The organism is Paraburkholderia sp. LEh10, assembly GCF_017814945.1.
Classification (GTDB): domain Bacteria; phylum Pseudomonadota; class Gammaproteobacteria; order Burkholderiales; family Burkholderiaceae; genus Paraburkholderia.
In genome coordinates this window covers 55045-77594 of sequence record NZ_JAGIPX010000024.1, presented here as the reverse complement: position 1 = coordinate 77594, position 22550 = coordinate 55045, and the positions used below count along the sequence as shown (strand labels likewise).

Sequence of the window (22550 nt, the reverse complement as noted above, 5' to 3'; positions counted from 1 at the left end):
AACTTACGCGCCCGCACTTCCTTCGCGCACACCTAAAAGCCTTGTGCGGGCGGCGGGCTTTCGCGTTACAGCTACTTCAGCTGACCCGGTTCACCACGAGGTCGGCCAACTCGGCGAGCCGCTGCGCGCGGGCGCCAAAAGATGCGAGTGCATCGTGCGCGTCGCTGCGCAACTGCGCGGCCAGCGCCCGCGAAGCGTCGAGCCCGATGATCGACACATAGGTCGGCTTGCCGTCCTTCGCGTCTTTGCCGGCCGTCTTGCCGAGCGTCGCGGAATCAGTCGTGACGTCGAGAATGTCGTCGACGACCTGGAACGCGAGGCCCACGGCAGCGGAATAGGCATCGAGCGCCTGCAGCGTCTTTGCATCGGGCGTTTCGCCTGTCAGCGCGCCCATGCGCACGGCGGCGCGCAGCAGCGCGCCCGTCTTCAGGCGGTGCATCGTTTCCAGTTGCGCACGCGTCAACGTATGGCCGACGCTCGCGAGATCGATCGCCTGGCCGCCCGCCATGCCGATCGAGCCGCTCGCCAGCGCCAGTTCGCGCACCAGCGCGGCCTGCTGCGCGGGCGCGAGCACATCCGAAGTCAGCGCAACGAAGGCCTGCGACTGCAATGCGTCGCCGACGAGAAGCGCCGTCGGTTCGTCGTACTTGACGTGCACCGTGGGCTTGCCGCGGCGCAATTCGTCATCGTCCATGCAGGGCATGTCGTCGTGCACGAGCGAATAGACGTGAATCATCTCCAGCGCCGCCGATGCCGCGTCGAGGCACTCCGCCTTCGCGCCCGTCAGTTCGCCTGCTGCATGACAGAGCAGCGGGCGTACCCGCTTGCCGCCGCCCAGCACGGCATAGCGCATCGCTTGATGCAGCGTTGCCGGCTCAGTCGATTCCGCCGGCAGGTATTGTTCGAGTGCGCCCTCTACGCGGTCCAGCACCGAGCGCATCCATTGTTCGAAGGTCATAGATCGTCTCCGCTGTCGGCAGCGGTTGTACCTGCTGTATTCACGGGAAGCGGCTTGAGCGTCTCGCCATCCAGGACGCGCACCTGCTGCTCCACCTTTTCGAGCTGTTGCTGGCAGAATGCCACGAGCACGGAGCCGCGCCGGTATGCCGCCAGCGACTCTTCCAAGTTGAGGCTGCCGCCTTCCATCCGTCCGACAAGCTCTTCCAGCTCCGCCAGCGCCGCCTCGTAGCTTTCGGGCAGCGGCGTATTGTCGGAACCTTCTGCGCTGGTGGGGGACAAACCAGCCGTATCCGTCGAAGCGGTCTTCGCCATGAATCGTCGCAAAATTAAAACAAGTCGGACATTCTACGGCAAAAGCAACAATTTCGACCTGGAAGCGCACCGACCGGTGCTGGCGCGACGCTTGCGCAACACTACCCGAGATAAAAAAAAATCTAATGTTTGCGGCTGGAAATCGCGAACTTCGGTGACATTTTTAACCGAAATCAGGTACTTAAGCGCCCCAACGAGGGGGAAACGGGTATAATCGCGGGCTCCCTAAATCGAATCTTCGATGGTTGGGTTGTTCACTGCTTTCACGTCTTCATCGGGAGTGGGAATGTCCAATCTGAGCAATGCATTGCAGCTCAAGGCTATCCACAGCCAGCTGCCAGTCACGGCTTACTTTGACCAGACGCTTCACCAGCGCGAACTCGAAACCCTTTTCAAGAAAGGTCCTCGCTACGTCGGGCACGAACTCATGGTTCCCGAAGCGGGTAACTATTTCGCCTTGCCCAGCGAACGCGGGGGGCGCGTGCTCGTGCGCAACCAGCAGTCGCAGGTCGAGCTGCTGTCGAACGTGTGCCGCCATCGTCAGGCGGTCATGCTGAACGGCCGCGGGATGACGGAGAACATCGTCTGCCCGCTGCACCGCTGGACGTACGATCTGAATGGCCAGCTACTCGGCGCGCCGCATTTCGCCGACAACCCCTGCCTGAACCTCGGCGCCACGCCGCTGCAAAGCTGGAATGGTCTGCTGTTCGAAGCACAGGGCCGCGACGTCGCGAAAGATCTCGTGCGTCTCGGCACGGCAAGGCACTTCGACTTCACGAACTACATGTTCGATCACGTCGAAGTTCACGAGTGCAACTACAACTGGAAGACCTTCATCGAGGTCTATCTGGAGGACTATCACGTCGTCCCGTTCCATCCGGGCCTCGGCAGCTTCGTCAACTGCGACGACCTGAAGTGGGAGTTCGGCGAGTGGTACAGTGTGCAGACGGTCGGCGTGCACAACGAACTCGCGCGTCCGGGCAGCCCGACGTATCGCAAGTGGCACGACGAAGTGCTGCGTTACCGCGAAGGCAAGATGCCGGAATTCGGCGCGATCTGGATGGTGTACTACCCGGGCATCATGATCGAGTGGTATCCGCATGTGCTCGTCGTGTCGTGGCTGATTCCGCGCGGTCCTCAAAAGACGACCAACGTCGTCGAGTTCTATTACCCAGAGGAAATCGCGCTGTTCGAGCGTGAGTTCGTCGAAGCGGAGCGCGCCGCCTATATGGAAACGGCGCGTGAAGACGACGAGATCGCCGAACGCATGGACGCCGGCCGCCTTGCGCTGCTGGAGCGGGGCGAGTCACAGGTCGGGCCGTACCAGAGCCCGATGGAAGACGGCATGCAGCACTTCCATGAGTTCCTGCGGCGGCAACTCGGCACGATCTGACGCGGGCCTTCGCGCGTGTCGATAGCGCTGCGACAAGCAAGTAAAGACGGGCTTCGGCCCGTCTTTTTTGTTTAGACTAGAGATATCGTTCGGCGCTGCCGAAGTCGTTTCTCAGGAGCCATCATGCCGCATACCCATTACACCACGCTGATCTCCGCAGCCAACCTCGCCGAGCGTTTGTCGGCCGCGCCGGGCACCGTGTTCGTCGCCGATTGCCGGTTCGATCTCGCCGATACCGGGGCGGGCGAGCAAGCCTATGCGGCGGGTCATCTGCCGCAAGCGCACTATCTGCATCTCGACCGCGACCTGTCAGGCGCGAAGACAGGCAGCAACGGTCGCCATCCGTTGCCGGACCGTCAGAAGCTGGTCGACCGGCTCGCGGGACTCGGTCTCAGGCAAGGCCAGCAAGTGGTCGCCTACGATGCGCAAGACGGCAGGTACGCCGCGCGCCTGTGGTGGCTGTTGCGCTGGCTGGGTCACGATTCCGTCGCGCTGCTGGACGGCGGCCTCGCCGCCTGGCAGGCGGCCGGCCAGCCGCTGACGCAAGATGTGCCGCCCGACGCAGCCGGCGACTTCAAGGCGGGCGCCCCGCTTGCCGTGACCGTCGATGCGCAGACCGTCGAGCGCAATATCGGCACGAAGGAGCGCGTGGTTCTCGATGCGCGCTCGCCAGATCGCTATCGCGGCGAGAACGAAACGCTGGACCGCGTCGGCGGACATATTCCCGGCGCGCGCAATCGTTACTTCGTCGACAATCTGACGGCCGACGGCCGCTTCAAGTCCGCGCACACGTTGCGTGACGAGTTCACCGCGGTCATTCCGGGCGTGTCCGCCGAGCATGTCGTGCTGCAATGCGGTTCTGGTGTCACCGCATGTCATAACGCACTGGCGATGGAAATCGCCGGCTTGCACGGTGCGGCGCTTTATCCGGGGTCGTGGAGCGAATGGAGTTCGGACACCTCGCGGCCGGTGGCGACGGGGGCGAATCCCTAAAGGCTCGCCGGGTCCCGCCCGCAACGACGCTGGCGGCTCGCTTCGCCCTTCGCGGACAAGCCGAACCGCAGCGTCGACGCCGCGACAGCCTCAGCCGACGCCGTGCTCCTTGAACCACGCGAGCGCGCGCCGCCAGCCATCTTCTGCATCGGCCTGCCGGTAGCTTGGCCGGTAGTCCGCAAAGAACGCATGCCCCGCGTCGTCATACACGACGAACTGCGACCCACGTCCCGCCTGCGGGCCTTGCGCAATCGCCTGCTTCATCTTCTCGAGCGACTCCTGCGGGATGCTCTGATCCTGCCGCCCATAAAGTCCGAGCACGGGCACCTGCAGATCGGACACGCGATCGATCGGATTGGCGGGCGTCACGGGCGTCTGGTTGCCGACCACTTGCCCGTACCACGCGACAGCCGCCTTCAAGCGCGGATTGTGCTCCGCATAGAGCCACGTGATGCGACCGCCCCAGCAAAAGCCCGTGATGCCCACCCGGTTCAGATCGCCGCCATGCTTGCCGGCCCAGTTGAACGTCGCGTCGAGGTCAGCCAGCACCTGTGAATCGGGGACCTTGCTCACGATCTCGTCGTTTAGCTGCTGCATCGACGGATACTTCGTCGGATCGCCTTGCCGCACATAAAGGTCCGGCGCGATGGCCAGATAGCCGAGCTTCGCGAAACGCCGGCAGACGTCTGCGATATGTTCGTGCACGCCGAAAATCTCATGGACCACGAGGATCACGGGCAGATGCGTTCTGCCCCGCGGCTGCGCGCGATAGGCGGGCACCTGTGTATCGCCCGACTGGATCTTGACCTCGCCCGCCTCGAGCCCGTCGGTGTCCGTGCGGATAGTCTGCGCGGACACGGGCAGCACGCACGCCGCAAAGCCGCTGCCGAGCGTCGCCTTGATGAAGGTGCGCCGGTCAAATGGAACGTGTGGAACGAGACTGTCGACTTCTGGCTTCAGCATTGCTGCGCTCCTTGATGGAAGGACAAGGGTGAACGGCAAAGACGCCAAGCAGAACCCTGTTGCATGAACGGAAGTAAGCGCCGAAGCGCTAAGGATACGCGCAAAGCGTATCCCGTTGCAGAAGCATCGATGTCGCTCCGTGAAGCATCAATGAAGCTTGACGCGCGGCAGCGTCGTGCGCCGCAGCCAGTGCGCGAAGGTATCGAGGACCATCCGCGCGTAGCCATGCAGCGCTGCGATGTGCAGCCGGTACAGCGACATGTACATGAAGCGCGCGAACAGCCCTTCGATCAGCATGTTGCCGCCGATCACCCCGCCCATCAGGTTGCCAACCGCGCTGAAGTGCCCGAGCGACACCAGCGAGCCGAAGTCGCGATACGTGAACTCGGGCAGCGGCCGGCCTTCGAGCCGGTTGCCGAGCGCACGCAGCAAGAAACTCGCCTGCTGGTGCGCGGCCTGCGCGCGCGGCGGCACGTTGCGCTCGTTACCGGGCCATGGGCACGCGGCGCAATCGCCAAGCGCGAAGATGTTGTCGTCGATTGTCGTTTGCAGCGTGCGTCGCACTTCGAGCTGGCCGAGCCGGTTCACCGGCAGTCCGTCCAGCTCGCTCAGCACGGGCGGCGCCTTGATGCCCGCCGCCCACACGGTCAGGTCCGCACGCACCGTCTTGCCGCTCGCCGTGCGCACGACGCCCGGCGCGACTTCCGCGACGGTCTCGCCGACCATCAGCTTCACGCCGAGCTTTTGCAGCAGTTCGGCCGTCGCGGTCGAAACGCGCTCCTGCAACGCGGGCAAGATGCGCGGCCCTGCTTCGATCAACACGATGCCTACGTCGTGACGCGGATCGAGCTTGTGCAGCCCATAGGCGGAGAGCACCTGCGCCGTATTGCGCAGTTCCGCCGACAGTTCGACGCCCGTCGCGCCGCCGCCGACAATCGCGACCTGGATGCGCGGCTCCGTCGATGGCGACGAGCCCGGATTCGACTCGACGGGTTCGTGCGCCTGGTGCTCGGCGCGCATGCAGGCGGCGATCAGGCGCTTGCGGAAACGTTCGGCCTGATGGACGGTATCGAGCGCGATCGAACACTCCGGTGCGCCCTTCACGCCGAAGAAATGCGTCGTACTGCCGATCGCGATGACGAGCGTGTCGTATTCGAGAACACGTTCAGGAAGAAGCTCCGCGCCGTCGTCGTCGAGCACGCGCGCGAGCGTGATGCGTTTGGCCGTGCGGTCGAGCCCGGCCAGTTCGCCCTGCTGGAATTCGAAGCCGTGCCAGCGCGCCTGGGCCGCGTATTCGAGTTCCTGTGTGAACGGGTCCATGCTGCCCGCCGCGACTTCATGCAGCAATGGCTTCCAGATATGCGTCGGATAACGGTCGACCAGCGTGACCTGCGCAAGGGGAGCACCGCTGCTGCTCTTTTTGCGCGCATAGCGATCACCAAGCCTGGTCGCCAGTTCCAGACCTCCTGCGCCACCACCCACGACGACAAAACGATGCATCAGAACTCTCCGTGTTGACCGATAAGTTGTGCGTCGATGCGGCTCGCGTCGCGCGCATGCGGCCGCCTTATTATTCGCGTTCTATCGATTGTCGGCGAGCAACGGGACAAGTCACAAGTCCGTCAAAACCAACTGTGACATGCGAGCGACGTTATCCCATTGACCTGGAGAAGCAACAATGCTGTGTCAGTGTGCTGAACAAAGCATGACTGACATGTCAGTGCGCCGTCAGTGCGCTTCCTCCCAGTTCGCCCCCGCGCCTACTTCAGCGACGAGCGGCACCTTCAGTTGCGCGACGCCGCACATCAGTTCAGGCAAACGCTTACGTACGTCGGAAAGCTCTTCGTCCGGTACTTCGAGGATCAGTTCGTCGTGCACCTGCATGATCATGCGCGTGCCGATGCGGGATTCTTCGATCCACTTCTGCACCGCGATCATCGACATCTTGATCAGATCGGCAGCCGTGCCTTGCATCGGCGCGTTGATCGCCGCGCGCTCGGCGGCCTGGCGGCGCGGACCATTGCCGCCGTTGATCTCGGGCAGCCAGAGCCGCCGGCCAAACACAGTCTCGACGAAACCCTTCGCCTTCGCGCTCGAACGCGTGTTCTCCATATAGGCGGCCACGCCCGGATAACGCGCGAAATAGCGGTCGATATAGAGCTTCGCCGCATCGCGCGTGATGCCGAGGTTCGACGCGAGACCGAACGAGCTCATCCCATAGATCAGACCGAAGTTGATGACCTTCGCAATGCGCCGCTGATCGTTCGATACTTCGAGCGGCGTTACGCTGAACACTTCCGAAGCCGTTGCGCGGTGGATGTCCTCGCCTTGCTGGAACGCGCGCAGCAGCGCTGCGTCGCCGGAAATATGCGCCATGATGCGCAATTCGATCTGCGAATAGTCCGCCGACACGAGCTTGTGCCCCGGCGGCGCGATGAACGCCTCGCGAATGCGGCGGCCTTCGCCCGTGCGCACGGGAATGTTCTGCAGATTGGGATCGTTCGATGCGAGCCGGCCCGTCACCGCGACGGCCTGCGCATAGTTCGTATGCACGCGGCCCGTGGTCGCGTTGACCATGCGCGGCAGCTTGTCAGTGTAGGTGGACTTCAGCTTCGACAGGCCGCGATGCTCGAGCAGCACCTTCGGCAGCGGGTAATCTTCGGCGAGCTTTTGCAGCACTTCTTCATCGGTGGACGGCGCGCCGCTCGGCGTCTTCTTGATGACGGGCAGTTCGAGCTTTTCGAAGAAGATCTGTCCGATCTGCTTCGGCGAGCCGAGATTGAATTCGCCGCCCGCGAATCCGTACGCCTGCTGTTCGAGCTCGATCAGACGGGCGGCGATCTCGTTGCTTTGCACGCGCAACTTTTCCGTGTCGATCAGCACGCCGTTGCGCTCCATCTTGCGCAGCACGCGCGAGGTCGGCACTTCGATGTTCCGGTACACGTGATCGAGCGGCGCTTCCGCGGCAATCTGCGGGTACAGCGCCTGATGCAGACGCAACGTGATGTCGGCGTCCTCAGCCGCGTATTCGGCGGCCTTGTCGAGCGCGACCTCGTCGAAGCCGATCTGCGCCGCGCCCTTGCCCGCGACGTCTTCATACTTGATCGTCTTCAGGCCGAGATGGCGCAGCGCGAGGTTGTCCATGTCGTGCGGACGATGCGATTCGAGCACGTACGACTGCAAAAGCGTGTCGTGCTCGATGCCGTCCATCGCAATGCCGTAGTTAGCGAGCACCTGTTCGTCGTACTTCAAATGCTGGCCGACTTTTTTCTTGTCCGCGCTTTGGAGCCACGGCTTGAGCTTCGCGAGCACTTCGTCGCGCGGCAACTGCAAGGGCGCATCAGGCCCGCGATGCGCGAGCGGAATATATGCGGCCTTGCCTGCTTCAACGGCAATCGAAATGCCGACGATCTGCGCCGTCATCGGATCGAGCGACGTGGTTTCCGTATCGAACGATGTGATTGCGGCGGCATTGATCCTGTCGAGCCACGCGTCGAACTGCCCCCACGTCTGCACGGTGTCGTACTCGCGCTCGCCGCCGCCGTCGATAGTGGGCGCGGGCGGCACATCCGTCTCGGGCCCTTCGACGGCGTCGGCGATTTCGACTTCACGCAGCCACGTCTTGAAGCCGTGACGCGTAAAGACGTCGCGCAGTTCTTCGCGCGCTTCGGGGCGCGTCGCGAGCGTGCCTTCGAACGAATTCACATGTTCGGTCAGATCGCAGTCCGTTTCAACCGTGACGAGCTTTTTCGCCATCGGCAGAAAATCGAGCGCGCGCCGCAAATTGTCTCCTACCGCACCTTTGATTTCGCTTGCATGTGCGACGATGCCGTCGAGGGTTTCGTATTGCGTGAGCCATTTGAGCGCGGTCTTCGGTCCGCATTTCTCGACGCCGGGCACGTTGTCGACGGTATCGCCGATCAACGACAGATAGTCGACGATGCGCTCGGGCGGCACGCCGAACTTGCCCATTACGGCTTCGCGGTCGAGCTTCTCGTTCGTCATCGTATTGATGAGGGTGACATGATCCGTCACGAGTTGAGCCAGATCCTTGTCCCCCGTGGATACGATCACGTTCATGCCGCGCGCCTCTGCGCGCTTCGCGAGCGTGCCGATCACGTCGTCTGCCTCGACGCCTTCGATCATCAGCAAAGGCCAGCCGAGCGCGCGCACCGCGATGTGAATCGGCTCGATCTGCCGGGCGAGATCGTCGGGCATCGACGGACGATTCGCCTTGTATTGCGGATACCAGTCGTCGCGAAACGTCTTGCCTTTGGCATCGAACACGCACGCGCTATACTCTGCCGTAACCTCCTTGCGCATACGGCGCAGCATGTTGATGATTCCGTAGAGCGCACCTGTTGGCCCGCCATCGGGACCGCGCAAATCAGGCATCGCATGGTAGGCCCGGTACAGATAACTCGAACCGTCAACCAATAGCAGGGTCTTACCTTCCAGGTTCTGTTCTTCAGGCATTATGACTAAGAGAAAAGTGATTCCGAGTCTGCGATCGCTCGCAGATCAAGAGCGCGCAACAGCCAAGAAGGCCCGCGCATCGTGGCAGATGTTCACGATTATGGCAGAGTTTATCGAGGCGACCGAGTACCTGTCGGAGATCCGCCCAGCCGTGAGCATCTATGGTTCGGCGCGTCTGAAGCCGAACTCGCCATACTACAAACTGGCCACGACGATCGCGCGCAAGCTCTCCGACGCGGGCTTCGCGGTGATCTCCGGCGGCGGCCCCGGCATCATGGAAGCGGCCAACAAGGGCGCGCACGCAGGCAAGGCGCCGTCCGTCGGGCTGAACATCGAGTTGCCGCACGAGCAGTCGGGCAACCAGTGGCAGGACATCTCGCTGCGCTTCCGTCACTTCTTCACACGCAAGGTCACGTTCGTGAAGAACTCGGATGCCGTGATCGTGATGCCCGGCGGATTCGGCACGCTCGACGAACTGGCCGAAGTGCTCACACTGATTCAAACGAAGAAGTCGCGGCACGTGCCCATCATTCTCGTCGGCGCCGAGTTCTGGAAGGGGCTGCTTGCGTGGTTCGAATCGCAGCTGGTGCCGATGGGCCTCATCAATCCCGACGACATGAATCTGATGCAGGTCATCGACGAGCCCGACCAGGTGCTCGAAGCGGTGCTCGCGTTCTATGAAGAGCGCGAAGAGCCGGAGCAGCATCCCGTCAAGTCGGATGAGGATCGGATGTTCTATTTGTGATCGCCTGATGCACTTGCATCGCGGAGCTGGTCAAGGCCGTATCCGCGATGCGCTCTCGCGCGACGCGGCGTGCGTCTTGCGCTGCGCTGTCTGTTGCATGTCATTGTGTTGGGCTTGCGTCCCCTGCGCTTCGAGCCAGCGGCAGAACTGCTCGACGAGCGGCGCATTCGCCACTTCGCGCCGCGCGACCCACCAGTAGCCGCGCGCATCGACGTGCGGTCCATCCAGCGGCGTCACGAGCCGCCCCGACGCAAGTTCGTCGCCGAGCAGCGGCATCCGTCCGAGCGCAACGCCCAGGCCATCGACTGCCGCCTGCAACGCCATGTAGAAATGATCGAACGACTGCTTCTTGCGGCACTTCATCTTGACGCCCGCCGCCTGTAGCCAGTGATGCCATGCGTCCGGCCGCGTATCGGCGTGCAGCAGCACGTGACGCGCGAGATCGTCGGCGGTGTGGATCGGCAGGCGCTTTAGCAGCGCCGGACTGCACACGGGCATCTCGCTTTCATCCAGAAACTGGCCGCTCGCGCAATTGGGCCAATGTGCCGGTCCGCGTCGCACGGCAACGTCGAAGCTGTCCAGATTTTCGACGGGCTCATTCGATGTAGCCAGCCTCAGTTCGACATTCGGCGCCATCCGCTGGAATTGCGAAAGCCTGGGCAGCAGCCACTTCATCGCGAACGTGGGCAGCGCGTTGACGCGCAGCACGTGGACGACGCCCGTATCGCGCAACTGCTCGGTCGCGGCAGCGATGCTGTCGAACGCCGCCTGCACAGCCGACAGATAGCGCCGGCCGTCTTCCGTCAGCCGCACCCGCTTGCCGATGCGATCAAACACCTGCACGCCGACCCAGCTTTCGAACGCCGACACTTGCCGGCTGATTGCACCGTGCGTCACATGGAGCTCGGCGGCGGCAGCCGTGAAGCTGTTGTGCCGCGCCGCGGCCTCGAAGGCGCGCAGCGCTGCAAATGGGGGAAGCTTGCGGTTCATCCTTGTGATTCTAGATCACAAAGAGCTGCCCCAGAAATCGTTTTGAGCAGACGGGAAACGGCGCTAACCTTCCCGCCTGAACTGAATAGTGAACGCGATGGATCAACATCCGAACGCGCCGGAGCATGCCCCCCTTCCGACCACGCGCGAAATCTTCATGGGCTTTCTCGGCCTCGGCCTGACGTCGTTCGGCGGCGCGCTGCCGCTCGCGCGGCGGACCGTCGTCGAACAGCGCCGCTGGCTGACGGCCGCCGAGTTCACCGATCTGCTCGGCCTGTGTCAGTTCTTGCCGGGCGGCAACGTGATCAATCTGTCGGTCGCGCTCGGCATGCGCTTTCGCGGCCTGCGCGGCGCGTTGGCGGGCATTCTCGGCCTGATCGCGGGGCCGTCGCTGGTAGTGATCGCGCTCGGTGTGCTCTACGAGCACACGCAGAACGATCCTCACATCAGGCATCTGTTCGCCGGTCTCGCCGCGGCGGCGGCGGGTCTGCTGGTCGCGATGGCCGTAAAGATTCTGATGCCGCTGCGTCACGATCCGCGCGCCGCGACGATCGCCGCGCTCGGTTTCGTCGCGATCGCGCTGCTGCGCTTCCCGCTGCTGCCGACGATGCTCGTGCTGACGCCGCTCAGCATCTTCGTTGCATCGCGCGTGGAGAAAGCCCGGGCAGCCGCAGCATCAACAAACACGAACGAGGTGTCGAAATGACTGAAACGCTGATCGCGCTCGCTGTCATCTTCAGCCAGCTATCGCTGCTCGCATTCGGCGGCGGCAACACCATCTTGCCGGAGATGCAGCGGCAGGTCGTCGAAGTGCATCACTGGATGCCCGCCAGCGAGTTCAGCGCGCTCTTCGCGCTCGCGCAGGCAGCGCCGGGGCCGAACATGATGGTGGTGACGCTGGTCGGCTGGCACGTCGCCGGTTGGGCGGGCGTGCTGGTTACGTCGCTCGCGAAGTTCGGGCCGTCGTCCGTCGTGACGATTCTCGCGATGCATGCGTGGAACCGCTTCAAGGACCGCCCGTGGCGGCGCGTCGCGCAGAAAGGGCTCGTGCCCGTGACGGCGGGTCTCGTCGCCGCGAGCGCGATGCTGATCGCGCAGTCGTCGGATTCGTCGTGGCTCGCATGGGCGATCACGGGCGCCTGCGCGCTGCTCGCGTTCAAGACGCGCATTCATCCGTTGTGGCTGCTCGGAGCCGGCGCGCTCGTCGGGCTCGCCGGACTTCCATACGTCTGAAGCGCGGCGCAGCGCTTACTGGAACGCCACTTCTGCGAAGCTTCGAAGCTTGCGGCTATGCAGCTTGTGCAGGCCGTTGGTGCGCAGAATCTCCATTGCCTTGACGCCGATCTGCAAATGCTGATCGACCTGCGCGCGATAGAACTGATCGGCCATGCCCGGCAGCTTCAACTCGCCATGCAGCGGTTTGTCGGACACGCACAGCAGCGTGCCGTACGGCACCCGGAAGCGGAAACCGTTCGCGGCGATCGTCGCGCTTTCCATGTCGAGCGCGATCGCGCGGCTTTGCGACAGACGCAGCACCGGCTCGCGATGATCGCGCAGTTCCCAGTTGCGGTTATCGACGCTCGCCACCGTGCCCGTGCGCATCACGCGCTTGAGTTCGGTGCCGTCGAGCTGCGTGACCTGCGCGACGGCCCGCTCCAGCGCGACCTGCACTTCGGCGAGCGCCGGAATCGGCACCCATAGCGGCAGATCGTCGTCGAGCACGTGATCCTCGCGCACATAGCCGTGCGCGAGCACGTAGTCGCCCAGACGCTGCGTGTTGCGCAGCCCCGCGCAGTGGCCGAGCATGATCCATGCATGCGGGCGCAGCACCGCGATGTGATCGGTGATCGTCTTCGCGTTCGATGGGCCGACGCCGATGTTGATCATCGTAATGCCGCTGCCGTCCGCGCGCTTCAGGTGGTAAGCCGGCATCTGCGGCAAGCGCGGCGGCGCATTGCCCTCGTCGTCCTGCTCACCGAGATTCGCGTTATACGTGATCACATCGCCCGGCTCGACGAACGACGTGTACTCGCTGCGGTACGCGCGCAGATCGGCGTCGTCGGTCTTCGCCATCATCGTGCGGCCGAGCTTCACGAACTCGTCGATATAGAACTGGTAGTTCGTGTACAGCACGTAGTTCTGGCAGTGCGTCGGCGAGGTGGCCGTGTAGTGCTTGAGCCTGTGCAGCGAGAAGTCGACGCGCGCCGCGGTGAAAAGCGCCAGCGGATGCGGCTCGCCGGGCAGCGGCTCGTACGTGCCGTTGACGATGCGATCGTCGAGCAGCGCGAGATCGGGCGCGTCGAACACGTCGCGCATCGCGAGCAGACGCTCGCGGTCCAGATCGCCTTCGAGGTGAATGCCTTCGGCGAACGCGAAGTGAATGGGAATCGGCTGATCGGACACGCCGACTTCCACGGACACATGATGATTCTTCACCAGCAGACGCAACTGCTCGCGATAGTAGTTGCCGAACAGATCGGGCCGCGTGACCGTGGTTTCGAACATGCCCGGACCGGCGACGAATCCATACGAACGGCGTGAATCGACACGCGTGTTGGTCTCGGTGCGCACGCGCACGAACGGATAGCACGCGCGCACGCGCCTGTCGAACGGCTCGTTGCGGCGATAGCGCGCGAACGCATCGCGCAGGAACGAGGTGTTCGCTTCATAGATGGCGGACAGGCGCGTGACGGCGTCGGCGGCGTCGTCGAACGCCTCGGTCGGGAACGCGTTGGCGGGCATATGCAACGCACGTTGATTGGTCTCGTAGTTCATTTTCATTCGCCTCGATTGATGCAACGACATTACCACGGAACCCGCGCTTTCTGATGACCCGGCGCCCATGCGCCGCCTCGTTGCGTGAGGTCGCGCACGCATCGATCCGGCTCGCTGCATGCCGCGCGGGAAGCGCGCAAAATAAGGCCCACGCCCGCTCGTCGCGCCCGAGGGCAGCAGTGGATTTGCTAGAATTGGGCCACCTTTCCGGAGAAACATCATGAAGCCGCTCTTCCCCGTCGCAGTTGCGCTGATGCTTGCCGTCAGCGGCGTCGCGATGGCTGCCCAGCCTGGCCAGCCGGCAAAAGACTCGCAGGCGGCCGCCGACGCCCAAGCCGCAGCCAACGAACGGGCCGGCCTGCCGGATCTGAGAGCGATCAACCGTCCGGCGGCCGAGGTCAGCTCGAAAGTCGAGATCAACCAGCCGCGCACGCCGAGCTTCTATGAGCGCAGCGGCAACGGCACCGAAATCACCGAATACCGCGACAAGGGCAAGCCCGTCGAAATCGACGTGCGCTCGAATTTCGGCACGCGCTACCAGATGAGCGCACCCACCGACACATCGCCGAAGGTGTACGAATCCGGCAAGCCGCCTGCGCGCCTGCCGTCCGTGAACCTGCATTACTGAACCGAATCCGTCGAACCGGCGCGTGTCTTCGCAGATGCGCGCCGGTTTTGTTTCACCTGGATGCGCCGACAAAAATCCCGGCAACGCTTTCAGCCCGCTTGTCACCCATCCCGCACTGGCGCCGCGCCAGCCGATCAACCTGAATCGACGCCCCCACGCATGGCCGTTTTCACCGCTGTCACCGAAGCCCAACTCGCAGACTGGATGCGCCACTACGATCTCGGCGAAGTCGTCGAATTTCGCGGCATTACATCCGGCATCGAGAACAGCAATTTCTTTCTGACGACCACGCGCGGCGAGTACGTCCTGACCATTTTCGAGAAGCTGACGGCGCAGCAGCTGCCGTTCTATCTCGACCTGATGCGCCACCTTGCGTCGCATCGCGTGCCCGTGCCGGACCCGATGCCGCGCGAAGACGGCGCCCTGTTCGGCATGCTGAACGGCAAGCCAGCGACCATCGTCACGAAGCTCGACGGCGCACCTGAGCTGGCGCCGGGCGTCGCGCACTGCGTCGAAGTGGGCCAGATGCTCGCGCGACTGCACCTCGCGGGCCGCGGCTTCGCCCATCATCAGCCGAATCTGCGCAGCCTGCCGTGGTGGCGGGAGACCGTGCCGAGCATCGTGCCGTATCTGACGGACGCGCAGCGCGCACTGCTCACTGACGAGCTCGCGCACCAAGAGGCATTCTTCGCGTCGGCGGATTACGCGTCGTTGCCCGAAGGGCCGTGCCATTGCGATCTGTTCCGCGACAACGTGCTGTTCGCGCACCCCGCGCCCGGCACGCACCACGAAGTGGCCCTCGGCGGCTTCTTCGATTTTTATTTCGCGGGCTGCGACAAGTGGCTCTTCGATGTCGCCGTGACCGTCAACGACTGGTGCGTCGATCTGGCCACGGGCAAGCTCGACGACGCGCGCGTCGAAGCGATGTTGCGCGCCTACCAGACCGTGCGGCCGTTCACTCCCGCCGAAAACCGGCACTGGGGCGACATGTTGCGCGCGGGTGCGTATCGCTTCTGGGTGTCGCGCCTGTATGATTTCCACATGCCGCGCGCCGCCGAACTGCTCAAGCCGCACGATCCAGGACATTTCGAGCGCATTCTTCGCGAGCGCCTCGCGGGCGCCGCACTCCCAGGCATTCATACCTCATGCAACTGATCGAAGTGCCGGCGAAAACCGGCTACGTGTGGTTCCGGCAAGGCATCTGGCTGTTTCGCAGGAACCCGCTTGCGTTTCTCACGCTGTTCTTCGCGTACCTGCTCGCGATGACGGCCATCTCGCTGATCCCCATCGTCGGCGGCGTGCTGCCGTTGATGCTGATCCCGGGCGTCGCGGTCGGCTTCATGGCGGCCTGCCGCGACACGATCGCGGGCAAGCCGGTGCTGCCCACGATACTCGTCGATGGGTTCCGTTCGTATGGCGGCCAGGTCGCGAGGCGCCTGCTGCTGCTCGGGGTGCTCTACATCGTCGCGATGGCGGTCGTGCTGATGGGCTCCGCACTCGCGGACGGCGGCGTGCTGCTGCATCTGATGATCAGCGGCGAATCGATGCAGCCGGAAGCGATCGCCAACAGCGATATCCCGCTCGCCGTGTTGACGGCGCTGGCGTTCTACGTGCCCGTCGCGATGCTGTTCTGGTTCGCGCCCGTCCTTGCCGCGTGGCATGACGTGCCCACCATCAAGGCGATGTTCTTCAGCATCGTCAGTTGCTGGCGAAATCGCGGCGCGTTCGTCGTATACGGAGCGCTGTGGTTCGCGGTCGCGACGACGGTGTCGATCGGACTGTCGGCGCTGCTGCAGGCGCTCGGCGCGGGCGACCTCGCGCTCGTGATCCTGATGCCCGCGTCGATCATCGTCACGACGATGCTCTACTGCTCCTTCTATGCCACCTATCGCGGCTGCTTCGGCGTGCAGTCGCCCGGCCAGCCGCTGCCGCCCGCGCCTTCTTCATCGTCTTCATAAGAGACGCGTCCTGTCCGCGCCGTTTCTGCGGCGCGCAGAGAGCTCCCTTGGATTTCCGTTCCCGTTTCGTATCGATCCATCGCGCTGCTTTTTGCGGCACAATAGTTTGCACGCAATCCATTCGCACGCTTTGCTTCAAGGGGACGCACATGACCCAGCGCACCGCATTTCCCACCACGCTCGACGAGCAACTCTGCTTCGCGCTCTATTCGACGTCCCTCGCGATGACGAAAGCCTATAAGCCGATTCTCGACCGGCTCGGCCTCACCTATCCGCAGTATCTGACGATGCTGGTCCTGTGGGAGACCGACGACGTCACCGTCAAGGACATCGCCGCGCGCCTGAATCTCGATTCGGCGACGGTCACGCCGCTGCTCAAGCGTCTGGAATCGCAGGGCTATATCGAGCGCGCGCGCGGCACCGAGGACGAACGGCTCGTCTTCATCCGGCTGACGAAATCGGGCGTTGCGCTCAAGCGCACCGCGCGCGACGTGCCCGCCGAAATTTTCTGCGCGACCCAACAGCCGGCTGAATTCCTCACCCGATTGCGCAACGACCTGACGCAATTGCGCGGCACGCTCAACGACTACCTCGAACGCTACTAAAAAAGCGTTGCCATCGCCCCTATCGCACCGATAGGCAATTTAGTTTGTACACTAATGATTTGCACGATATCTTTGTCACATGCCAATTCGATGACGAAGGCGCGAAGAACTGGCAAGTGACGATCAACTACTGGGACCCGATCAAGGAGCATCAAGATGAACGTACTGTACAAGGCAACGGCAACGAGTAACGGCGGCCGCGACGGCCGTGCGGTTTCGTCGGACAATGCGCTCGACGTGAAGCTCGCCGCGCCGCGCGAACTCGGCGGGAATGGCGCGCAAGGCACGAATCCGGAGCAACTGTTCGCAGCCGGTTACTCGGCGTGTTTCCTGAGCGCGATGAAATTCGTCGCGGGCCAGCGCAAGCAGGCCGTGCCCGCCGACACGACGGTGACGGCAGATGTCGGCGTCGGTCCGAACGACAACGGCGGCTTCGCGCTGGATATCGAACTGCGCGTATCGCTGCCCGGCCTCGACGCAGCGGCGGCGCAAGAGCTGGTGAACGCCGCGCATCAGGTGTGTCCGTACTCGAATGCCACGCGCGGTAACGTCGATGTGCGAGTGAAGGTCGTATAAGCCTGCCGACATCGTTGGGCTTCAATGGCGCCCGCCTTTCGCACGAGAGGCGGGCGCTGATTCATTTTTGCGTCGGTTCCCGGCGCGCCGGGCATTGGGTTCGCGCGCGAACGACACTATCATCGGATGTCCGCATCGATGGACGCGCAACAACTCACCACATCCTATGACCCGCGCCCGCCAACTCGACGCACATTTTCAGAACGGACTCGTCTGGTTTCGCCGCGACCTGCGCACGGGCGACAACGCCGCGCTGTATTACGCGCTCAAGCATTGCAAGCGTGTCTGGTGCGTGTTCGTGTTCGATACGGCGATCCTCCAGCCGTTGATCGAACGGGCTCACAGGCACGATCCGCACGCGGGGAAGGTGCAGGACCGGCGGATTGAATTCATCCGGGCTTCCGTCGAAGAACTCGATCGGTCGCTTGAGGAAGGCGGCGGCCATCTGCTCGTGCTGCACGGCGATCCGACCGAGGCGATCCCAAGGCTCGCCGCGCAACTCGACGTCGAAGCCGTTTTCGCGAATCACGACTACGAGCCCGCCGCGATCGAACGCGATGCAACCGTCGCCGAACGTCTGCGCGACGACGGACGGCAATGGCTCCCGTTCAAGGATCAGGTGATCTTCGAGCGCGATGAATTGCTCAATGGACAAGGCAAGCCGTTCGCCGTTTTTACGCCATACAAGAACGCGTGGCTCAAGCAACTGACGCCGTTCGACCTGAAACCTTACGCCGTCGAACGCCATGCGCAAAGTCTCGCGAAGCCGCCGCGCAAGCTCGACCACGCCTCACCGACGCTCGCCGCAATGGGCTTCGCGCCCGGCCTGCTCGACGACGCGCAATTGCAGGCTGGCATGAGCGGCGCGCAGACGCTGCTCGCGGACTTCATGACCCGCATCGACAGCTACGCCGAGCGGCGCGACTTTCCTGCCGCGCGCGGCACGAGCCATCTGTCGGTGCATTTGCGCTTCGGCACGGTGTCGATTCGCACGCTCGCGCGGCTCGCTTATCAGATGTCGCTTCAGCCGGATGGGAACGGTGCGGCGACGTGGCTATCGGAGCTGATCTGGCGGGACTTCTATTTCATGATCCTCGCGCATCATCCGCGGATTGCGGACGGCGCGTCGTTCAAGCCGGAATTCGACACGCTGCGCTGGGAAACGGGCACACACGCCGACGCAGCGTTCGCCGCCTGGTGCGAAGGGCGTACGGGCTATCCGCTCGTCGATGCCGCGATGCGGCAGTTGAATCGAACGGGCTTCATGCACAACCGGCTGCGCATGGTTTCGGCGAGTTTTCTGGCGAAAGACCTGGGCATCGACTGGCGTCGCGGCGAACGTTACTTCGCCGAAAAGCTCAATGACTTCGACTTCGCGGCGAATAACGGCGGCTGGCAATGGGCGGCGTCGACGGGCTGCGATGCGCAGCCGTGGTTCCGGATTTTCAACCCGGTGACGCAATCGGAGAAATTCGATCCGCAAGGGCTCTTCATCAAGCGCTTCGTGCCGGAACTGGAGAAGGTGCCCGCAAAGTGGATTCACGCACCGTGGCGAGCGAATACCGATGAGCTGATGGACTGGGGCGTCGTGCTGGGGAAAGACTATCCGCAGCCTGTGGTCGATCACGTGAAAGCGCGCCAGCTTGCACTGGCGCGCTATGGCGTGCTGCGCTCGCGTTGAGCGGCTCGCAACGGCCGGCGTATGCGCCGGCAAGTCTGTTTTCAGCTTAGTGCTGGCTCATCCACGACGGATGACGCAGTTGCGCGTCACGGTCGACCTTGCGCATGCGGAATTCGAGGTCGTATAGGTCTGTGGCCTCCGCCAGATACGCGTCGTTGCGCTCTTTGGCGATCTGGTCGTAGGACTTCGTCAGGAACAGGAAAAAGCGGCTGATCAGATACATGGTGGACCTCGAATTTGGCGTTGGGCGTCTGGCGACCTAGGGATAACCCCTATTATAGGGAAAACCCTAGGTTTGCGCCAGCCCCCGATTCGAAGTGTGTCAATTTGTCAACTGGCGCGGTGCCGGGGGCCGTCAGCCGCGCGAGCAGCCGGACGCGCCGCGTCCGCACGCCGCTGATGCCGGAAGAAGTCCCACAGCAGACTGGATGCGTCCGGTCCCTTCGACGAATGAAACGGCACGGCGTCGTCGCCGCCGCTCCACGCATGGCCGAGTCCGTGCACGCGGCACAGGCGCACGACGCGCCGGCCGCCGCGCGTGTAATCGCGGGTCGTGACAGTCGCCTTGCGGTCCTCCTTCACGTCGCCGACCCTGCGCGCGCCTTGCGCATCGACGATGCCGTTGAGCCGCAGAAACTGCCCCGTCAACTGCTCCGCGTTGACGGGCGCGACGACGCGATCGGCTTCGCCCTGCAAAATGATGGCCGGCATGCCCGGATAGGCCGTCACGTCCGCGACGGCATCGACGAGCGCCACGGGATCCTGGCGGGTGCCGCGCCGCATGACGTCCATAGCGGCGATGCCGGAGTGCGCTTCGCCGAACGCCGGCCCCGAGTGCAGCGCAACGGCCGCGAAATGCTCGGGAAAATGCAGCGCCAGCAACGCCGCCAGGCCTGCGCCCGCCGACAGCCCCGCCACATAGACCCGCTCGCGGTCGAAGCCGTGCGTATCGACGAGCGCATCGACGAGCGATACGACGGAGCGCGCCTCCGCACGGCCTGCGCGGTCGGTGTCGTCGTACCAGTGCCAGCAACGGTGCGCATGCGCATGCTTCGACTGCTCGGGGTACACGACGGCGAAGCCGTAGCGGTCGGCGAGCAGATTCATGCGGGTGCCCTCGGCGAATTCGTCGATGGACTGTTTGCAGCCGTGCAGCATCACGATGAGCGGCGCGCGTTTGAGCGGCTTGCCGGAGGGCAGATACAGCCCGTATTGCAGATGGTTGACCAGGCTGCCCGGCGCGGCGGGCGCCGAGTGGAAAGAGCGCGTCCAGGTGCCGCTCGCCCATGCGGCGGCGCGCGGCCGTACGCGCGACTCGCGCGCGCCGCGCTGCGGCACGTCACGTGTGACTGTCGGGCGCACTTTGGCCGACGGCTTCGCGACAGTCGACGCAGACCGCGTCGCGGGCCGCTTGGCTGCGCGCTTGGTAGTCGCGCGCGCGTGCTCCGTTTGAATCGCAAACAGGCGCTTGAGGCCGCCTAGCCAGATTTTCGTCAGGCTTTTCGGCATAGGATTTCCTCGCAAATAGGGATCGATGCTGCCTGCTCATTGAGCAGAGTTGTGCAATGCACAATAACATCAATCTCCGTGCGATGCTGAGATCGCTCCGCCCGCTTTCAGACGAAAGCCCCGACACGACGGGCTTGGCTCTGACGATTTCCGAATTGTCCTAATATCTGTCAGTTTTAAGCGCTTTCCGTTCGCGTCTGCGGCGGAACTCCTACCTCTATACTTATAGAATACGTCCCGGGCGATATGTTCTGCTCGATTCGGCACCGCCACCTGTCGTCCTGAATCGCCGGGCTGCATTGCTGCAAGACTGCGCCCGCCCAAATCGTCGACCGCGAATTGCCCATGCCTAACCTGCCCTTTCATCTCTGGTATCTGATTACGAACTTCGGCGGCGCCGGGCTGACGCTGCCGCTGGCCTTCGCGATCGCCCTCTGGCTGGCGTTCGGCTATTCATGGCGGCTCGCCACGAGCTGGCTGTTTCTGCTCGGCGTCGCCGTCGCGCTCGTCACGGCGACCAAAGTGGCGTTTCTCGGCTGGGGGGTCGGCGTGCGTGTCTGGGATTTCACCGGCCTGAGCGGACACGCGATGCTCGCCACCGCCGTCTTCCCCGTCGCCACCTTTCTTGTCCTGCTGCCCGCGCCGCCTGCCGTGCGCATCGCGGGCGTGACGCTCGCGCTGTTGTGTGGCGCCGTGGTCGGCTTTTCGCGCGTCGTCATCGAGGCGCATTCGCCTTCCGAAGCAATCACGGGCTGTATCGTCGGTGCGCTGACGGCGCTCGTGTTCATCCGCATCGCATGGAGCGCGACACCGGGGCGCCTGCCCATCGTGCCCGTCGCGTTGAGCCTGCTAGGCATTACGTTCGGCCTGCATAACGTGCACGTGCCGACTCATCGCTGGGTTACGCACCTCGCGTTGAAAGTCTCCGGCCACGACCGGCCGTTCGTCCGCGCCCGCTGGAAGGCGTCGCGCGACATCGACTCACCCGTATCGCCTCCTTCCGTCCTCACGCCGTTGCAGAAAACGCGCAACGTCGCGGTCCCGTTCTACGAATCCGACGCATAAATCGCACGATAACCGCCATTTCAACGGCAACATGTTCCACATCGAGCGCTATAACCCTACATATATTACGATAGCGTTTTCGACTCCTGTTCCTGCCAGTCCCGCGCCGCCATGTCACTTCCGTCGATGAACCACTTCTGGAAACCCGCCGTGCTCGCCGCATGCGCGATTTCATTTGTCGTCAGCGCGCCGGCACGCGCGGACGAGATCGTCGTGTCGGCCGCAGCGAGCCTGACCAATGCGTTCAAGGCGGTCGGCGACGCGTACGAAAAGGATCATCCGGGCACGAAACTGCTCTTCAACTTCGGCGCGTCGGACGTGCTGATGCAGCAGATCGCGAAGGGCGCGCCCGCCGACGTCTTCGCTTCCGCCGACCAGAAAGCGATGGACAAGGCCGCCGAACAAAAGGTGGTCGTGCCGTCCACGCGCAAGGACTTCGCGGCGAACTCGCTGGTGCTGATCGTGCCGACGGACAAAAAGCTCCCGCCGTCGAGCCTGAACGAACTGACGACGGCCAGCGTGAAGCGCGTCGCGTACGGCGACCCTGCGTCGGTGCCCGTGGGACGCTACACGGAAGGCGCGCTGAAGGCTGCGGGCGTGTGGGATGCCGTCAGCGCGAAGGGCGTGCTCGCGTCCAACGTGCGCCAGAGCCTCGACTACGTGTCGCGCGGCGAGGTCGACGCAGGCTTCGTGTTCGGCACCGACGCCGCCGTGATGCCCGACCGGGTCAAGGTCGCGCTGACCGTGCCCACCACCGCGCCGATCACCTACCCGATCGCTCAGGTCGAAGGCAGCCGGCACGCCGCCCAAGCGCAATCGTTCATCGCGTATGTGCTGTCGCCGGCGGGTCAGGCCGTGCTGGCGAAGTACGGCTTCAAGCCGGCGCATTGAGAGCGCCGGCCCCTCTCGCACCAAGCCGAG

Annotated in this window: 22 protein-coding genes; 13 read left to right on the top strand and 9 right to left on the bottom strand. The window is 63.7% G+C overall.

Going from position 1 to position 22550, the window contains the following annotated elements; translation table 11 throughout:
* Positions 1–76 precede the first annotated feature (76 nt).
* Positions 77–958, bottom strand: coding sequence for a polyprenyl synthetase family protein (locus J8I87_RS20860; RefSeq protein WP_209933703.1), 882 nt, complete (start codon positions 956–958; stop codon positions 77–79).
* Positions 955–1272: an exodeoxyribonuclease VII small subunit gene (locus tag J8I87_RS20855; protein ID WP_209933702.1), complete on the bottom strand. Its 318-nt coding sequence runs from the start codon at positions 1270–1272 to the stop codon at positions 955–957. The genes J8I87_RS20860 and J8I87_RS20855 overlap by 4 nt, the downstream gene beginning before the upstream one ends.
* A gap of 286 nt (positions 1273–1558) precedes the next feature.
* Between J8I87_RS20855 and J8I87_RS20850 the strand changes: the two genes are divergently transcribed.
* Both J8I87_RS20850 and J8I87_RS20845 read left to right on the top strand, forming a co-directional pair.
* On the top strand, positions 1559–2665 hold the full coding sequence (locus tag J8I87_RS20850; RefSeq protein ID WP_209933701.1) for an aromatic ring-hydroxylating dioxygenase subunit alpha: 1107 nt from the start codon (positions 1559–1561) through the stop codon (positions 2663–2665).
* 123 nt (positions 2666–2788) lie between these two features.
* Complete coding sequence (locus J8I87_RS20845; RefSeq protein ID WP_209933699.1) at positions 2789–3658, top strand: sulfurtransferase; 870 nt, start codon at positions 2789–2791, stop codon at positions 3656–3658.
* A 90-nt stretch (positions 3659–3748) separates the two neighbouring features.
* Here the strand turns inward: J8I87_RS20845 and J8I87_RS20840 are convergent, their stop codons facing one another.
* The 3 genes from J8I87_RS20840 to polA all read right to left on the bottom strand — a co-directional run bounded on the left by J8I87_RS20840 (position 3749) and on the right by polA (position 9097).
* Positions 3749–4621 (bottom strand): dienelactone hydrolase family protein, encoded by an 873-nt coding sequence (locus J8I87_RS20840; protein ID WP_209933698.1) that lies wholly within the window; start codon positions 4619–4621, stop codon positions 3749–3751.
* A gap of 147 nt (positions 4622–4768) precedes the next feature.
* A complete protein-coding gene (locus J8I87_RS20835) occupies positions 4769–6121 on the bottom strand; it encodes an NAD(P)/FAD-dependent oxidoreductase (protein ID WP_209933697.1) in 1353 nt (450 codons plus the stop codon).
* Positions 6122–6349: 228 nt separating this feature from the next.
* Entirely contained in the window at positions 6350–9097 is a 2748-nt protein-coding gene (gene polA, locus J8I87_RS20830; RefSeq protein ID WP_209933696.1) for a DNA polymerase I, read from the bottom strand.
* Position 9098: 1 nt separating this feature from the next.
* Here polA and J8I87_RS20825 point away from each other — a divergent pair, with 1 nt between their 5' ends.
* Entirely contained in the window at positions 9099–9842 is a 744-nt protein-coding gene (locus J8I87_RS20825) for a TIGR00730 family Rossman fold protein (protein ID WP_209933695.1), read from the top strand.
* A gap of 30 nt (positions 9843–9872) precedes the next feature.
* Here the strand turns inward: J8I87_RS20825 and J8I87_RS20820 are convergent, their stop codons facing one another.
* Entirely contained in the window at positions 9873–10832 is a 960-nt protein-coding gene (locus tag J8I87_RS20820; protein ID WP_209933694.1) for a transcriptional regulator GcvA, read from the bottom strand.
* 97 nt (positions 10833–10929) lie between these two features.
* Between J8I87_RS20820 and J8I87_RS20815 the strand changes: the two genes are divergently transcribed.
* Positions 10930–11538, top strand: coding sequence for a chromate transporter (locus J8I87_RS20815; protein ID WP_209933692.1), 609 nt, complete (start codon positions 10930–10932; stop codon positions 11536–11538).
* Positions 11535–12065: a chromate transporter gene (locus J8I87_RS20810; RefSeq protein WP_209933691.1), complete on the top strand. Its 531-nt coding sequence runs from the start codon at positions 11535–11537 to the stop codon at positions 12063–12065. Before J8I87_RS20815 ends, J8I87_RS20810 begins: the two co-directional genes overlap by 4 nt.
* 15 nt (positions 12066–12080) lie before the next feature.
* Here J8I87_RS20810 and J8I87_RS20805 read toward each other — a convergent pair whose 3' ends face one another.
* On the bottom strand, positions 12081–13607 hold the full coding sequence (locus tag J8I87_RS20805; RefSeq protein WP_209933690.1) for an AMP nucleosidase: 1527 nt from the start codon (positions 13605–13607) through the stop codon (positions 12081–12083).
* Positions 13608–13827: 220 nt separating this feature from the next.
* On the opposite strand from J8I87_RS20805, the gene J8I87_RS20800 reads away from it, so the two are divergent.
* The 6 genes from J8I87_RS20800 (at position 13828) to J8I87_RS20775 (ending at position 19055) form a co-directional block, all read left to right on the top strand.
* Positions 13828–14235 carry a hypothetical protein gene (locus tag J8I87_RS20800; protein WP_209933689.1) on the top strand — a complete coding sequence of 136 codons (408 nt, stop codon included), beginning with the start codon at positions 13828–13830 and terminating at the stop codon, positions 14233–14235.
* A 159-nt stretch (positions 14236–14394) separates the two neighbouring features.
* A complete protein-coding gene (locus J8I87_RS20795) occupies positions 14395–15390 on the top strand; it encodes a homoserine kinase (protein WP_209933688.1) in 996 nt (331 codons plus the stop codon).
* Positions 15381–16193: a BPSS1780 family membrane protein gene (locus J8I87_RS20790; protein WP_209933687.1), complete on the top strand. Its 813-nt coding sequence runs from the start codon at positions 15381–15383 to the stop codon at positions 16191–16193. The genes J8I87_RS20795 and J8I87_RS20790 overlap by 10 nt, the downstream gene beginning before the upstream one ends.
* Before the next feature lie 149 nt (positions 16194–16342).
* The gene (locus J8I87_RS20785) at positions 16343–16798 is read left to right on the top strand and encodes a MarR family winged helix-turn-helix transcriptional regulator (RefSeq protein WP_209933685.1); all 456 of its coding nucleotides are present in this window, start codon (positions 16343–16345) and stop codon (positions 16796–16798) included.
* A 156-nt stretch (positions 16799–16954) separates the two neighbouring features.
* Positions 16955–17374 carry an organic hydroperoxide resistance protein gene (locus J8I87_RS20780; protein ID WP_209933684.1) on the top strand — a complete coding sequence of 140 codons (420 nt, stop codon included), beginning with the start codon at positions 16955–16957 and terminating at the stop codon, positions 17372–17374.
* Positions 17375–17540: 166 nt separating this feature from the next.
* Positions 17541–19055, top strand: coding sequence for a deoxyribodipyrimidine photo-lyase (locus J8I87_RS20775; RefSeq protein ID WP_209933683.1), 1515 nt, complete (start codon positions 17541–17543; stop codon positions 19053–19055).
* Positions 19056–19101: 46 nt separating this feature from the next.
* On the opposite strand, the gene J8I87_RS20770 is transcribed toward J8I87_RS20775, so the two are convergent.
* Complete coding sequence (locus J8I87_RS20770; RefSeq protein ID WP_209933682.1) at positions 19102–19278, bottom strand: DUF3563 family protein; 177 nt, start codon at positions 19276–19278, stop codon at positions 19102–19104.
* A 107-nt stretch (positions 19279–19385) separates the two neighbouring features.
* Positions 19386–20564 (bottom strand): PHB depolymerase family esterase, encoded by a 1179-nt coding sequence (locus J8I87_RS20765; RefSeq protein ID WP_209933681.1) that lies wholly within the window; start codon positions 20562–20564, stop codon positions 19386–19388.
* 345 nt (positions 20565–20909) lie between these two features.
* Here J8I87_RS20765 and J8I87_RS20760 point away from each other — a divergent pair, with 345 nt between their 5' ends.
* Both J8I87_RS20760 and modA read left to right on the top strand, forming a co-directional pair.
* Positions 20910–21629, top strand: coding sequence for a phosphatase PAP2 family protein (locus J8I87_RS20760; RefSeq protein ID WP_209933679.1), 720 nt, complete (start codon positions 20910–20912; stop codon positions 21627–21629).
* Positions 21630–21740: 111 nt separating this feature from the next.
* Positions 21741–22520 carry a molybdate ABC transporter substrate-binding protein gene (gene modA / locus J8I87_RS20755; RefSeq protein ID WP_209933678.1) on the top strand — a complete coding sequence of 260 codons (780 nt, stop codon included), beginning with the start codon at positions 21741–21743 and terminating at the stop codon, positions 22518–22520.
* Positions 22521–22550: the final 30 nt, after the last annotated feature.